A 15,067-nucleotide genomic window follows, 5' to 3' on the forward strand; every position below is an offset into this window, starting at 1 on the left:
ATGTTCCTTCAGGGGAGGCCCAGGCCTGAATTCTCGAACGGCAGACGGCCGATGCCCTCGATATTGAAGACGTCGATGTTGGCCTGGTAGGATTTCGGCACGACCGACGCGGTCGGATTCGGTTTTTTGGCGTTTTGCGCGCGCTGGGTCAAGTCGAAAACCTCGCCCGCCGATGCCGTTTCATCCGGGTAATAGGCTGGCGTCCTACCCCAGTTGCCCCAACAGATATGGCAGACGATTTTCGCATGTTTGACGCCGGCCACCGCGCGATTGAATGCTTCGATCGCCCAGTCTTCATAGAAATAAGGCCAAGTGAATTCGTCGAGTTGAATATAATCGACGCCCAGTGCATCGACTTCCAGAATATCTTCGTTGATCGCCTTCGCAATATCCATCGCGCGATCACGGCTGTTCGAGTAATGCAGATCGTTCGTACACTGCGCCAGCACTTGCACGCCGGTATATTGCACCTTGACCGGCTTGTCGGTCGCCCGCTTCAACGCGCGGGCCTGCTCGACCATGATCTGGCCACGGCGTTTGATTTCCTGGGTCACGGTCGCCGAATGCAGGCGGCTGTAGATCGGAAAGCCCAAATGGCTGCCTGACAGATCGTAACCGAGCCGATCAAAGTAGTAATACAGCGCCTGATCGGCATAATTGTCGCCGTGCAACCTGCCGTCCGCGATGATGTCTAGGCCTGCCTTCAGTTGATCGGTCACCAGCGCGGCGGTCGCATCCTCGAGTGCTTCCCGGAACAGTGCGTCGGGCGGCTGCCGGTCGCCCTTGAAATGTCTCGCAAACGTTGCGTCCCACCATCTCGGATTCGGATAGTTGCCCACCATGCTGGTTGGAATCAATACTTTATTCGTATTCATAGCTTGCTCCCCAATGTTCACAATGACATTCGATCGCTTACCGCGTTAATAAAGTTAAGAATCCCTATGCCAAATCCGAATGTTACGCCAAGAGACCGTCTTTCAACCTTATCGCAGTTATATTTTTATGTACAACGTATAAATACCTATACAGACTTAACACCGAACATAGCTTCAATTGCCACCGCAGCAGGGACAGCCCTTGCCGTGGGGTTTTTCGAGCGGATGAAAATCACTTGGCCGCTCGCCTATCGGCTGGGCCGCGCGGCTTCCGCATTCGGAACACACCCAGACTTCGGGAATTTTGGCGCCATTCAACACCAGGCTTTGAAACTCGTGTCCACAATCGGGACACTTGAGGAGATAAATCGGCATGGCTCCTCCTGAATAAATGCATAAAAAGCGCTTAAAAGGCAGCCGGTAACGGCGAAAAGCAGGGCGAGCGCCGCCTTGCTGACCTTCAATAAATCGGCCGCTTCGGCGATCGTCATTACGTCGTTCGGCTGATTTAGCGTGAATACTTGAGCCAATGACTTTGAAACAGCGCCTGCTCGTCGAATGTTCTCGGCGCAATCGGCCGCGACATCCAGGTCAGATTGATCATGTGTCGGGCATTCACATTTTCGGTCGTGATGTTGCCGCCCCAAGTGCCGCTGCTCAAACTCAGCGTATAGGGCAAGCCGTTGCGCGGACTGCCCGCGCCTTCGTTCAGATTTTGGTTGACCATGACCCGGGCAGTCTTGGTCCGCATCGCCAGCGCCATGGCATGCGCATCATTTGCGGTGTGGATGCCGCAGGTATGACCCTGCCCCTGGTAAGCGGTGATCGCATTGACCTCGGCAATCGCATTCTCGATGCCATCCCGGTAACGGTACAACGCCAGCACCGGCGACAGCTTTTCGCCAGAAAATGGAAAATCCGGCCCCGCTCCGCGCTCTTCGACGATCAGAAAGGTACACTTGTCAGGTACTTGAATACCTGCAAGACCCGCAATATGCCGCGCCGATTTGGCGATTACCGCGACACTCGGAAGATGTATCGCAGAGTCCGGCCACATCAACGCCTGCAACTTGGCTTTTTCCGCGTCCGAACAAAGATGGCCGCCGGCCTGCCGCAACTTACCGAGCAGCGTCTGATATATCGATTCCTGCGCGACAACCGCATTATCGGCCAGGCAGCTGGTCGCATGATCATGGCGCTTGGCGGCGGCAATCATGTTGGCCGCATCGTCGAGATCGGCGGTTTCATCGACGACATGCACGGCATTGCCGACGCCGACGCCATAGGCCGGCGTTCCGGAACTGTAGGCCGATTTGACCATCGCCGCGCCGCCGGTCGCCACGATCAGATCGGCCAGTTGCATCAAGCGCTGGGTTTTGGCGAGAGAGGGATTTTCGATCACCTGCACCAGATCGGCCGGCGCGCCGACCTGTTCGCAAGCGGCGCGCATCAGTTGCACGCTCAATTCGGTGGTTTTTTGCGTTCGGGGATGTGCGGCCACGATGATCGCGTTGCGCCCCTTCAAAGCCAGCAAGGCTTTCAACGGCGGCGTCGCGTCAGGACCGGTCGTCGGAATTAACGCCGCAACTACGCCGACTGGCTTGGCGATCTTGACCAGGCCTTTTTCGGGAATTTCCTCGACCACGCCGACCGTTTTGACCGGCAGAATGTCCGCCAAGGTTCCCATACAGCGATTGCGAATCTTGGTCACCTTGTCGTTGTAATTGCCGAAGCCGCCTTCATCGACCGCCAGTTTCGCCAGTTGCTCCGCATGGTCCTGGCGCACGACGGCCCAACAAACCGCCTTGACCAGATCATCGACCTGTTCCTGCGAATAGTCTTCAATCCGCTGCTGGGCTTTCCGCGCGCGCTCGATATAGCCGGCAATCTGATCCTGATCGCGCTCTGTTGTAGTCGCCATCGATGCACCTCCTGACTTCGACCTTTAAGGAACGAGAAAAAGATCATGCAGCCCTTATTCGTCAAGTTCGCACTTTAGCACTCTGCATAACTCTGTACAATTTAAATTAACGCCGCGCCGACTTTTGGACAAAAGATGCTCGCGAAGGATGACTAGGCAAAATTCCGGATCAGATCCGCCGCCTTCTCGGCGATCATGATCACCGGCGCATTGGTGTTTCCGCTGACGATGACCGGCATCACCGACGCTTCAACGACACGCAGACCGTCAATGCCATTCATGCGCAAGGACGGATCGACGACCGCCGATGCATCCACGCCCATCCGGCACGTACTGGTCGGATGCCATGTGGTTGACGCGGTCCGCCGAACAAAGGCCGCCAAGCTGTCATCGTCGCGAATGTCGATGCCCGGCGACAATTCTGCGCCGCGAATCTCGGCGAAAGCGCTGGCATAGAGAATATTCAGATTCCAGCGCACCCCCGCAACCAAACAACGCAAATCATCGGGATCGCTGAAGTAACAAGGATCGATGCGCGGCCGGTCCAGCGGATCGGCGGAAGCCAGGGTAATCAGCCCCCTGCTGCGCGGCCTGTTCACATAGGCGGTCAGCGCGATACCATGCCGCGTCGGCGTACCCGCTTCCGGATATTCGGGCGTCAGGTTGCCGAACAGAGACAATTGCAGATCGGGAGTATCGACATCCGGCCGGCTTTTGACAAAACAGCCCGCTTCGAGAAAATTCGAAGCCAGCGGCCCGGTTTTTTCACGCTCGTATTGTTGTCGTGCAAAGGCTTTCTCGCTGCCTGACAGCGGTGCGAAAGTCAACGGCTGACTCAGTTCAGAGCGCACCCTGGCATGGATATGATCCTGTAGATTTTTGCCGACTTCCGGCGCATCATGCAGAACCTCGATTCCCAACGCTTCCAGTTCCGCAGCCGGCCCCACCCCTGACAACATCAATAGATGCGGCGAACGCAGGGCGCCTGCGGCAAGAATGATTTCGGCTCTGGCATAGGCCTGCTCAATCACGCCATTGTGCAAATATTGCACGCCGATTGCGCGCCGATCATTGAACAGCAACCGGGTGGCACGGGCATGACTGATCACGGTCAGATTGGGACGAGAACGAGCCGGATGCAAATAGGCCTTCGCCGTACTACAGCGCTCGCCCTGGGCTATCGTGCGCTGCAAGGGACCACAACCGTCCTGGCGTTCGCCGTTGAAATCGGGATTGAATGCGATGCCGGCCTCCTCGGCGGCGGCGAGGTAACGCTCAGTGATCGGGCTTAAGCGGGAATGGCTGGAGACGCGCAGAGGGCCGGATGCGCCATGGAAACGGTCTCGAAACGTTGCGTTCGTTTCGGATTTGATGAAATAGGGCAACACATCGTCATAGCTCCAGCCTGTATTACCGAGGCTGGCCCAATGATCATAATCGTTGCGGTTGCCACGGATATAGATCATGTAATTGATCGAACTCGAGCCGCCGAGCGCCTTGCCTTGCGGCAAGAAAATACGCCGGTTGTGCATGGTGGACTGCGGCTCAGTCCTGTCGCCCCAATCGTAGAGACTATCCTGCAACTCGCCAAATCGCGCCGGCGTTTGGATGGCCGCTGCCGCATCCTCGCCGCCAGCCTCGAGCAGCAGCACACGGCAGCCTGGATCTTCGCTCAGCCGACCGGCAAGCACACAGCCGGCCGAGCCCGCGCCAATGATGATGTAATCCACGATCGGTCTGGGCATAATCGATCACCTCGCATAATGATTAGCCGGCCCATGCATTTTTCAAACATAGGTCCGTAAGCCCACATCCCAAAGGGCGTTCGACAACGGGTCCTCGGGATCACCGCGAAAAAACGCCTGAATCTCGCGCTACCGCGACAGCCAACCGAGAAACCGCGAATATGCCCGAAAGATCAGCGCCATTCGTTAATAAGGACTGACCGGAGACATGTTTTGCTCATCGAATTCCTTCTCGATATCAAATTGCTCATGTTCCTTATCTTGCGGAACATTGCCGTCATGCACCAGGTATTCTCGCTGCTGGAAATACGCATTCTTGAAGAAATCGTAGCGGTCTACCGCCGCCTCGGTCGCGATTTTTTCGGAGCTCAGATTGTCAGCCCGCATATCGACCGCATTCGTCGCAAAGAGCCCGCCGGAAATTGCGGTAGAGATACCGGAAGACACGCCTAAGCCCACATAACTGATAGGATTCATTGCCGCATCGCCAACCAAACCGCCTATGCCACGCGGTGAACTGGGCCCGAAGAAAGGCAAGACCAGATAAGGTCCGCTTGACAATCCCCAATAACCCAGGGTCTGATCGAAATCTTCGTTATGCTTCTGCAAATCGATCATTGATGCCACATCGACGAAACCTGCGACGCCGGCAGTCGTATTGACCAGAAAACGTGCCCCGTCCTGACCGCTCTGCACGACCTTCCCTTGCAGCAAATCATTGATCGTCACACCAATATCGCCGAGATTGCTAAAAAAGTTAGTGATGCCGCGATCGACGAACGTCGGCGTGATCCATTGGTAGCCTTTCGCGACCGGCTTCATCACATGGTTATCAAGGCCATCGTTGAAGTCCTGTACATCACGATTCCAGCTTTCCAATGGATCCCTTTTGTCCTGGGATGTCGTCGCGCAGCCGGCCGCCAGAGCCGCGAGACCCAATACAACACATTTCGTTAACTTTTCAAACTTTCGCATTTCTCTCACTCTCGATTTCGCCAAGGTTCCAATACCAGTAAAGTGCGCGTAACATATCACAAATATGACGGCTCTTCGAGTCTCCTAATAGCGACAACCTACCTCCCCCTTAATTCTGCCCATCACATCTTAATAGTATCTTAATGGAATCCCCATCAATCCCCCTCGACCGACGCTTTAGAGGCTATCTACCGGTCATTATCGACATCGAAACGGCCGGCTTTAATCCGAAGAAAAATGCCCTCCTCGAAATTGGCGCAGTGATTGTGGAATTCAATGCCGACGGCGACCTGGAGATCACCGAACGCTATTCGGCGCATGTGATTCCGTTCAAAAACTCCGAACTCGATGAAGCCGCGCTCAAATTCAACGGCATCGAGCCCTATCATCCGTTTCGGATGGCGATCGACGAGGACGAGGCGCTGCATATGATTTTCCGGCCGATCCGTCATGCCATCAAACGCAATCTGTGTACCCGCGCAATTTTAGTCGGCCACAACCCGGCCTTCGACCTGAACTTTCTGAATGCGGCGATTCAGCGCACGCAGAACAAACGCAACCCGTTTCATCCGTTCAGCACCTTTGACACGGCCACCCTGGGCGGACTCGTCTACCAGGAAACGGTGCTGGCAAAGGCGGCCAAGGCCGCAGGACTCGCCTGGGACAACGAGAAAGCGCACTCGGCGCTTTATGATGCGGAAATGACCGCGACCTTGTTCTGCAAGATCGTAAACCGCTGGAAACAGCTGGAAAGCCTGACTGACAAACCTGATATGTAGTCGTCTAGTTTTTTCGGACACCGAGGCAGGGGGCGTTGCCGCCATCTCACGCTCATAAACGTTGGGAGGCAGAAGCCCAGTGTGGAATACAAGCGTTGGCTGTTATAGAAGCCAACGCTGTAGCTTGTCGCATCGCCGACGCCATCTTGATGATTCGTCCAATCCCGGTTATTTTCTGCCGCAGAGAATAACCGATCTGAAACTCAATCCGGAGAACGTTCAGCGAGATTATTTTTGCTCCAATGCTTCAATTCTCTTCGACAAGGCCGCAATAGTTTTTTGCTGCTCTTGTATGGTTTGCTGCTGCTCCTGGATCGCCTTGATCATCGGAGCCAGAAAATCGTTGTAGCGGACAGTCAGGTATTTTTGCGGCGTAGAGTCCTCTGAGACGATGCCAGCATTTTTATAGTCGACATCGACCAGCGTCTGTTTCAGTTCTTGCGCAATAACCCCCCATTCCTTGGTTTGAGTCTGGTTGTTATTACGAATGTATTCGACAGGGCGCAGTCGATTAATAAAATCCACGCCTAGCGGCAAATCCTGGATGTGGTTCTTATAGCGTTGGTCGGAGGTGGTAGTCAAAGGCACTTGCCCCTCAATGACGGCAACCTCCGTATTGCCGATCCTCACCTTATTGGAGGCGTTTACTTTCGCGCCTGAACCGATGGCGGTCGCATTGATAAGATCGCTGGCAGTCACATCGGCCCCAAAGCCTAAGGCGGTGTTGGCGCTACCTGTCGTATTGGATTGCAGCGCCACCGAGCCGATAGCGGTATTGTACCATCCCGCGCTATTTGCATAACTCGCATTATTTCCAAGGGCAGTGTTATATTCTCCTTCAATATTCGAATAAAGCGCCTGGTATCCGCTGGCGGTATTATTACTTCCCGTAGTATTTGAAAGTAGTCCGGCGACCCCAACAGCGGTGTTATAGCTTCCCGTACTATTTGAATAAAGCGCCGCATTTCCATGCGCGGTGTTTAGAGAACCCGCAGTATTTGACCCCAGTGCATAGACCCCGTATGCGGTATTTGAAGCTCCCGTCGTATTATTAGCAAGCGCATGGTTTCCATTAGCGGTATTTTCGTAGCCAAAGGAACCCAAATTATCCCACACGATATCCAGCACCGGCGCATGACTGGTGGTCTTGGCTTCCTTGCTGTCGATTTTGACGTTCAGACCTCCTATTCCCTGCAAAGCAAAGGCAAGAGATTCGTCGTACTGATGTACCGAGACATAACTTGTCACATCGAAGGTCACCCAGCGATTCAGGCTCGCCGCCGCGGAGCCGATAACGTCTCCCACTGCCAACGGCGGCGTATTGATCAGTTCCAACTCATCGACAAGAGTGGTGGTTTGATTGACTGTCAAAGAGCCGCTTGTGCCTTTTTTGATGCTCGAAATAAACACTTTTAAAGTCGCTTTAGCGACACGCGGTGAACCTGACGGGAGGGAATGAGCCAAGTCGAAGCGAAGATAGCCGTCGCTTGCGCCATCAACCACATTCAGCGTGGTCGTTTTGCCGAAGTTTTTCGCAGCCGCGGCGTAAGAGATGTAGGCATCGTCGAGCAAAGTCACTTCTGCCATCGCCAATGGCGTGACGGTCAGAACACCCAGCGCACAGGATAACTGTGCTATCTTGATGCGGCGGACAGACTGACTGACTGACTGGGATTATTATTTTTCATTGTGCTCTCATTTATTAACGGCAAGATGTTTGGAAGTTTAGTGATAACAAACGCTTAACACAACAATTCACTCTTAAAAATAACGAGCCGCCCCCCAAGATAAGGTTTCCCGCTCTTTTTCTCTCAATGCTCTTAGGAAATTCAGCGCCCAGTCCAGTGTAGCCATATCACTCCGCGGCAAGGATCAAAACCGGACAACGTATTGACTCTCAACACGTTATCCTCCTAACATTGACGCTGGCTTTAAAAAGCTCGTATGATGGGACATCTCCGTCAGTCCGGATGCCGCCATGGGACAAGAAATCGCGCTGACCCAATTCGAAGAAGGCGATTTTATCGCTTTCCATCAGAAGCTTGCTCAGGAAACGGCTTTGCTCAAACAGATGCTAACCCGGAAATCCTGTTCGAGTCGGCCGCCCGTCGCCGGTTTCGAGATCGAGGCCTGGCTGGTCGATCAGGCGATGCGCCCCGCCCCGATCAATCGGCAGTATCTGGCGACGCTGAACGATCCCTTGGCCAGCGCCGAACTCGCCAAGTTTAATTTCGAGCTGAATTGCGATCCTGAGCCGCTGACCGGCGAGGTGTTCGGCCGCCTGCATGCTCAATTGGAGCGCACCTGGCAAAACGCCAGCCGGCATGCAGAAAGCATGAACCATCGCGCGCTGATGATCGGCATTCTGCCGACGCTCGCGCAAAGCGACCTGCACATCGGCAATATGTCCGACATGCACCGCTATAAGGCGTTGAACGAGCAAATCCTGCGGGCCCGCGGCAAACCGATTCATATCGACATCAACGGCGCCGAACATCTGAAAGTCGACCATCATGACGTGATGCTCGAAGCGGCGACCACCTCGTTTCAGACTCACATTCAATTGCCTCCGGATCTGGCGCATCATTTTTACAATGCTTCGCTGATCGCCTCCGCGGCGATCGTCGCCGTCAGCGCCAATTCGCCGTTTTTGTTCGGCAAGGAACTCTGGCATGAAACCCGGATTCCCTTGTTCGAGCAGGCCGTCGAAACCGGCGGTTTCGCGGGCGCGGCGCGGGGGCCACTGCACCGTGTCGGCTTCGGTTCGGGCTATCTGAGGCATTCGGTGATCGAATGTTTTGAAGAAAATCTGGCGCATTTTCCGGTCTTGCTGCCGGTCACTCAGGATACCGGCGCCGAGCAGTTTGCGCATTTACGCCTGCACAACGGCACGATCTGGCGCTGGAACCGGCCGTTGGTCGGCTTCGACCCGGACGGCACGCCGCACATCCGGATTGAACACAGGACGCCCGCTTCCGGACCGACGCCGCTCGACGCCATCGCAAATGCGGCATTTTATTTCGGCCTGACGCATAATATTTGCGAACAGGTGATCAGCCATGGCCTGCCGTTGACCTTTCCGGAAGCGAAGGATAATTTTTATCAGGCCGCCCGCCACGGACTCGACAGCACGATCGTCTGGTTTGACGGCTCCCGGCATAGGATCGACCACCTCTTACGCACGGCACTGTTGCCGCGGGCGGCCGAAGGCTTAAAGGCGTTCGGCGTCAACCCCACCGATATCGACGCTTATTTAGGCGTCATCCGCCAGCGTATCGCGAACAAACAGAACGGCAGCGACTGGCAGCGGCGCTTTGCGAACGAACATGAGCGAAATTTTACTGAAATGACCCGAACTTACCTGAAAAGCCAGAACAGCGGCAATGCGGTCAGCGAGTGGCCATGACCGAGCCCCGGTTTGATCAATTGCATGCGCTGCCGGAAGGCCTGTTGGAGGCCGACACGATCGATCTGCGGCAGATTTTGCCGAAACCCACGCTGATGCATTTGCCGGGCAAACTGGCGGAACCCTTGTTCATCTCGGTACTGCTGCACGGTAATGAACCGACCGGCTTTTTAGCATTGCAGCAACTGCTCAAAAAATACAGGCAGCGGGAATTGCCGAGATCGCTGTCTTTGTTTTTCGGCAACATCGACGCAGCCGCGCAGAATGTCAGGCGACTGGAGCAGCAGCCCGATTACAACCGGATCTGGCCCGGCACCGAACTGCCTGCCTCACCGGAAACGGAGATGGCCGCCGCGGTCTTCGAAGTCATGCGGGCACGTAAAGTCTTCGCGAGCATCGACGTGCACAACAACACCGGCCTCAACCCGCATTACGCCTGCATCAACCGGCTCGATAACGACTTTATGCAATTGGCGGCCCTGTTCGGCCGCCTGGTCGTTTATTTCAAGCGCCCAACCGGCGTGCAATCGGCCGCCTTCGCCGCGCTATGCCCGTCGGTAACCCTCGAATGCGGACGCCCCGGCCAGCAGCACGGCGTCGATCATGCCTTTGAATTTCTGGACAGTTGCCTGCATCTGTCCCAACTGCCGGAACATCCGGTGCATGCCCGCGACCTCGATCTGTTCCATACGGTCGCGCAGGTCAAGGTCGCCGACGCCGTCTCGTTCAGCTTCACGCGGGCCGATTGCGATTTATTATTGAACGAAGATCTGGAACGGATGAACTTTACCGAAATTGCGCCGGGCACGATCTTGGGCCAAGCCCGCAATGCCGCCCTGTCGCCCTTGCTCGCCCAAGATGAACAGGGCAACGATGTGACCGATCGTTTTTTTGACCTGAAGAGCGGCAATTTGCAGATCACCCGCCAAACGATGCCTTCGATGCTGACATTGGACGAACACGTGATCCGGCAGGATTGCCTGTGCTATCTCATGGAACGACTCCCTCTTCCCTGATATCAGGAATCCCAGCCTGCATGAAGCCAACATTTGAATTGCATCCGCGTTTGGCGGAAGACTGTATCACGCTCGGACGCTTCGGCCTGTGCCGGCTCTTGCTGATGAACGACAGCCACTATCCCTGGTTTATTCTGGTGCCGGAAAACCCCGATTTGACCGAGATTTATCAATTAAGCCCAGACGAGCGGATCCAATTGACCGAAGAGTCGAGTCTACTTGCGGAGGCTCTCGCGGACCTGTACCGGGCCGACAAGATGAATATCGCCGCGATCGGCAACCTGGTGCCGCAACTGCACATCCATCATATCGTCAGATACCAGAATGATGCGGCATGGCCGGCGCCGGTGTGGGGGAAATTTGATCGTATTCCGTATACGGAAGAACGGATCGCCGCGATTAGCGATCAAATTCATGACCGCTTCAAGGGTTTTTTGAGCGAAATATAGGGATCGATCGGGAAGGCCGCCCGGCCCCATCGGTATGCCGATGGGGCCGGGGGTAACAAACGCGTGTTATTGCTTGCCTATCTTCAGCGCCAAGAATACCGGATTGCCGCGGCGTTGAACCAGCAATGCAATCGATTTGCCTTCCGGCAGGTTTTTGACGACCTTGTCAAAATCGGCGACGCTTTTGATCACGCTGCTCTGAATGCGCAGGACCACATCGCCCGGCTGAATACCGGCGTCCTTCGCAGGGCCCTTGCCGACATTTTTGACGAGTACGCCATTCTTCGCAACTTCCAGCATTTCCCGTTGCTCGGCGGTCAATTCGGTCACCGAGATGCCGAGTTTGTTGTCGGGCTTGACTTCGCCCTTGCCGCCGGCATCCGCCAATTTCTCTTCCTGCTCGGGCAACAAGCCGATTTTGATCGGCACGGTCATCGTTTCGCCCTGACGGATCAGCTTGAGTTCCGCTTTGTCATCGATCGGTGTCATGCCGACCATCGGCGGCAATTCGCCCGAGGTTTCGATTACATGGCCATTGAATTCGGTAATGATGTCGCCGATCTGAATCTCGGCTTTTTCGGCCGGGCTTCCAGGCAACACTTTCGCGACCAACGCGCCATGCGGACGCTTCATGCCGAACGATTCGGCCAGTTCGCGGGTCACGTCCTGAATCTGCACACCCAGCCAGCCCCGTGACACCTTGCCCTTGGTTTTAATCTGATCGACCACATTCGTCACGACATCCATCGGAATCGCGAACGACAAGCCCATGAAGCCGCCGGTCCGGCTGTAGATCTGCGAATTGATGCCAACGACTTCACCCTCCATGTTGAACAAGGGGCCGCCGGAATTGCCGGGATTGATCGCGACGTCGGTCTGAATGAACGGCACATAATTGCCGCCGGGCAGACTGCGCCCTTTGGCGCTGACGATGCCGGCTGTTACCGACTGTTCGAAACCGAAAGGCGAGCCGATCGCGAGCACCCATTCGCCGACCTGTAATTTATCCGGCGAACCGATAGTCACGATCGGCAAATCCTTGGCGTCAACTTTCAATAACGCGACATCGGTGCGCGCGTCGGAACCGACTAGCTTGGCGACCAGCTCTCTTCGATCGGTCAGCTTGACGACAATCTCGTCGGCATCCTTCACGACATGGTGATTGGTCAGCACGTAACCGTCCGCCGAGATGATGAATCCCGAACCCAACGACTGCGTATCCCTGGGGACGGAATCACCGCCTGGCGCATTGAAAAAGTGTTTGAAAAACTCCTCCATTTCGGGCGGCAAGTCCTCGGGCAGTTGTTGCTCCTGAGGAGGAAGACTGCTGGTTTCCGGAGGCGCTTTTTGGGTGGTGCTGATATTGACGACCGCCACACCATTTTTTTTGACCATTTCGGTAAAATCAGGCAGCTGCGCGTAAACCTCGTGACCGAACAAAAAGACCAGAAAAACTGACCACCCAAGCCTTTTAAGCATAAAACCTCTAATCCCAAATAATAAAATGATCGCCTACCCGCCATTTTAGCGATGGTCTGTAGGGCCGGAAATACACAGTAAAAAATTTAAAAAATCGGATCACCTTCGGCAATTCCGCAATATTGAATAGAGGGAAGCCTTCAGCGGCCGCCGTTTTTGAGCCCAATGCCTTCGGCAATCGTTTTGACCGTTAACGGCGGCACTTCGCCCATCGCCGTCACCTGATAATCATCGAGATTGCGGCTGTAGAAGTTGACCGCACCGACTGACCTAGGGCCTGATTCGATCTCGGGATTTTTGTTTTCCACATAAACGGAAACCGAAGCCAAACCGTCACTCATCCGCAAGTGTTCGACGGGTAAACGGGAATCATGCATCGTTCTGCGCGCAAAATAGACTTCTTTGAAACCGGCCGGCGGATTCTTCACGGCAAAGCGCAAAGCGCCGGGGACGCTCTCTTTGATCGCTCGGCCGCTCCGATTGGCATCCTCCGGTTTCACCTCGCTAAAAGGCAAGGCTTCCTTGACATGCTGCTCGGTAAAAACGACCTGTTCGAGAAGCGCGCCGCTGAGGTCATACACGGTGATTTTTAACGGCAAAAACTGCAGCTTTTCGACCCAGATCCGCCGCGCGTAGCGGAATTCGTCTTTCGGTTGAATATCGATCACATAGGCCGGAAACATCGCCACATCTTCTTCGCCGGACAGAGCAAAGTCGTAAAGATTGGCCAGTGCGTCAAGATGGCTCGAAAAATTGACCAAAAACGAATGCTCGAAAGGCCTATGGTCGAACACGACGGTTTGCGTGTCATTATAACGACAACTGACCAGGTCGCCATTTCTGACGATTTCCCGCAATGGCGAATTCAATGAGATCAGACGTTCCTGCTCCCTGTCCGGCGCGGACGCATGCGAATATTTCATCGATTCGAGCCTGCCGTTACGGAAAAACACGACGGTGCCCTCGTAATTGAGGGACCTCATGGCCTGAACCATATTCGCCAAAATCTGTTTGGCGGTTAAGTCGCTGTCTTCGGCTGAGACCGGCCCGATTGAGCAGAAAATTATCAGGAAAAAGCGAACAACCAAAATCATTTTTGACTGTAATGCGTAACTTGCGCATAAGGCTGAAAATCAGCCTGGCTATTGGTATAAATGCTGCTGTGCGCCTGCAAATAATCGCTGATTTGTTGATTGACCGGATAGGCATTCCGGGAAGCCTTGACCTCCGCCAATTGCGGGGCGGGTTTGGCCGTCTCTTTGACGGCGGCAATCTGTACCGGGCTGGCAGGTTCAGGACGCTGCGTGTGCGCCACAAACGCGATCACCGCGACCGATGCCGCCGCGGCGGCAATTTTATGCGAACGCCCAAAATGTCGGTGGCGAATCCAGTGCCGCGTCGTATTCGGAATCAGGTAGGTCGGCTCTTGCTGAAGCTGGCTGCTGACCGAGGCCACGAAATCGGGCGCTGCCGATATTAACTCTTCATCATTTTTTATGGCTTGCTTAATTGCCTCATAACGGCGCATCTTGCCTGCCAACTCGGAGTGGGTCCGCATTTTTTGCAAGAGGCGCAAGGATTCTTCTTCGGGAAGCTCATCGTCCAGAAATTGAGAAATTTTTTGAATTAAATCTTCGTGCATCAAATATCACCGTCAATCGAGCAGGGGGTTGAGTTTACTATCAATGGCTTCACGCGCTCTGAAAATGCGTGAGCGCACCGTTCCTACAGGGCAATCCATCGCCTGAGCAATCTCCTCATAGCTCATTCCTTCAAATTCCCTCAGCATGATGGCGATCCGCATTTCTTCAGGCAGCTTTGCGATCGCCGTTTTGATCGTCTCGACAATTTCCCGGCTCAGCAGTTCCCTTTCGGGCGTTTCCTGGCCATGCAACTGCGGCAGATTTTCATAGACTTCAGCATCCTGAACGTCTATCTGCATATCGACATTTCGCCTTGATCTGGACATCAGATAATTTTTCGCGGTATTGATTGCGATCCGGTATAGCCAGGTATAGAAAGCACTTTCGCCGCGAAAGCTACCCAGCGCCCGATAGGCTTTGATAAAAGCCTCCTGCGCGACATCTTGCGACTCGCTAGGATCTTTAACATAGCGATTGACCAATTGAACAATCTTATGCTGATACTTGATCACCAAAAGATCATACGCGGACTTATCGCCCTGCTGTACCCGCAATACCAGGTCTTCGTCCAGTTGTTCGCTCGCCCTAGAATGACTCTTCACTTATGTTCTTGGATGGTAGAATGGACAGAATTAAACCGCATTAGTTCTGCTATGACAAAAAAAATTGCTATCACGGCAAAAATGGCTATTATCCATGATGCTTGCCAACTAAGCCAGTCCGGCCCTTAAGCAGGCACCGATTTATCCTTGCGACACTGCATTTCCAGAGTATAGGCC

General features: G+C 54.5%; 14 protein-coding genes. 4 read left to right on the forward strand and 10 right to left on the reverse strand.

Going from position 1 to position 15,067, the window contains the following annotated elements; translation table 11 throughout:
- Window positions 1-8: 8 nt before the first annotated feature.
- The 5 genes from METLA_RS20915 to METLA_RS0112805 all read right to left on the reverse strand — a co-directional run bounded on the left by METLA_RS20915 (window position 9) and on the right by METLA_RS0112805 (window position 5,516).
- Window positions 9-875: a uroporphyrinogen decarboxylase/cobalamine-independent methonine synthase family protein gene (locus tag METLA_RS20915; protein WP_281171953.1), complete on the reverse strand. Its 867-nt coding sequence runs from the start codon at window positions 873-875 to the stop codon at window positions 9-11.
- A gap of 174 nt (window positions 876-1,049) precedes the next feature.
- On the reverse strand, window positions 1,050-1,250 hold the full coding sequence (locus tag METLA_RS22055; RefSeq protein WP_084480134.1) for an FmdB family zinc ribbon protein: 201 nt from the start codon (window positions 1,248-1,250) through the stop codon (window positions 1,050-1,052).
- 133 nt (window positions 1,251-1,383) lie between these two features.
- The gene (locus tag METLA_RS0112795) at window positions 1,384-2,796 is read right to left on the reverse strand and encodes an aldehyde dehydrogenase family protein (protein WP_024298920.1); all 1,413 of its coding nucleotides are present in this window, start codon (window positions 2,794-2,796) and stop codon (window positions 1,384-1,386) included.
- Between the two features lie 152 nt (window positions 2,797-2,948).
- A complete protein-coding gene (locus METLA_RS0112800) occupies window positions 2,949-4,541 on the reverse strand; it encodes a GMC family oxidoreductase (protein ID WP_024298921.1) in 1,593 nt (530 codons plus the stop codon).
- A gap of 186 nt (window positions 4,542-4,727) precedes the next feature.
- A complete protein-coding gene (locus tag METLA_RS0112805) occupies window positions 4,728-5,516 on the reverse strand; it encodes an MlaA family lipoprotein (RefSeq protein ID WP_024298922.1) in 789 nt (262 codons plus the stop codon).
- A 143-nt stretch (window positions 5,517-5,659) separates the two neighbouring features.
- Here METLA_RS0112805 and rnt point away from each other — a divergent pair, with 143 nt between their 5' ends.
- On the forward strand, window positions 5,660-6,295 hold the full coding sequence (rnt, locus tag METLA_RS0112810) for a ribonuclease T (protein ID WP_024298923.1): 636 nt from the start codon (window positions 5,660-5,662) through the stop codon (window positions 6,293-6,295).
- Window positions 6,296-6,523: 228 nt separating this feature from the next.
- On the opposite strand, the gene METLA_RS0112815 is transcribed toward rnt, so the two are convergent.
- A complete protein-coding gene (locus METLA_RS0112815; RefSeq protein WP_024298924.1) occupies window positions 6,524-7,882 on the reverse strand; it encodes a CBM96 family carbohydrate-binding protein in 1,359 nt (452 codons plus the stop codon).
- Window positions 7,883-8,273: 391 nt separating this feature from the next.
- On the opposite strand from METLA_RS0112815, the gene METLA_RS0112820 reads away from it, so the two are divergent.
- Genes METLA_RS0112820 through METLA_RS0112830 form a run of 3 tightly spaced genes read left to right on the forward strand, consistent with a single transcriptional unit; the run spans window position 8,274 to window position 11,166 of the window.
- Complete coding sequence (locus METLA_RS0112820; protein ID WP_024298925.1) at window positions 8,274-9,701, forward strand: glutamate-cysteine ligase family protein; 1,428 nt, start codon at window positions 8,274-8,276, stop codon at window positions 9,699-9,701.
- Window positions 9,698-10,717, forward strand: coding sequence for a M14 family metallopeptidase (locus METLA_RS0112825; RefSeq protein WP_029646647.1), 1,020 nt, complete (start codon window positions 9,698-9,700; stop codon window positions 10,715-10,717). Before METLA_RS0112820 ends, METLA_RS0112825 begins: the two co-directional genes overlap by 4 nt.
- Window positions 10,718-10,737: 20 nt before the next feature.
- A complete protein-coding gene (locus METLA_RS0112830; protein ID WP_024298927.1) occupies window positions 10,738-11,166 on the forward strand; it encodes an HIT domain-containing protein in 429 nt (142 codons plus the stop codon).
- 66 nt (window positions 11,167-11,232) lie between these two features.
- Here METLA_RS0112830 and METLA_RS0112835 read toward each other — a convergent pair whose 3' ends face one another.
- The 4 genes from METLA_RS0112835 to rpoE all read right to left on the reverse strand — a co-directional run bounded on the left by METLA_RS0112835 (window position 11,233) and on the right by rpoE (window position 14,890).
- Window positions 11,233-12,645: a DegQ family serine endoprotease gene (locus METLA_RS0112835; protein ID WP_024298928.1), complete on the reverse strand. Its 1,413-nt coding sequence runs from the start codon at window positions 12,643-12,645 to the stop codon at window positions 11,233-11,235.
- A 140-nt stretch (window positions 12,646-12,785) separates the two neighbouring features.
- Window positions 12,786-13,628 (reverse strand): MucB/RseB C-terminal domain-containing protein, encoded by an 843-nt coding sequence (locus tag METLA_RS0112840; protein ID WP_245598791.1) that lies wholly within the window; start codon window positions 13,626-13,628, stop codon window positions 12,786-12,788.
- Between the two features lie 107 nt (window positions 13,629-13,735).
- On the reverse strand, window positions 13,736-14,287 hold the full coding sequence (locus METLA_RS0112845) for a sigma-E factor negative regulatory protein (RefSeq protein ID WP_024298930.1): 552 nt from the start codon (window positions 14,285-14,287) through the stop codon (window positions 13,736-13,738).
- Window positions 14,288-14,299: 12 nt separating this feature from the next.
- The gene (rpoE, locus tag METLA_RS0112850; RefSeq protein WP_024298931.1) at window positions 14,300-14,890 is read right to left on the reverse strand and encodes an RNA polymerase sigma factor RpoE; all 591 of its coding nucleotides are present in this window, start codon (window positions 14,888-14,890) and stop codon (window positions 14,300-14,302) included.
- Window positions 14,891-15,067: the final 177 nt, after the last annotated feature.

This window comes from Methylomicrobium lacus LW14, assembly GCF_000527095.1.
Classification (GTDB): Bacteria; Pseudomonadota; Gammaproteobacteria; order Methylococcales; family Methylomonadaceae; genus Methylomicrobium; species Methylomicrobium lacus.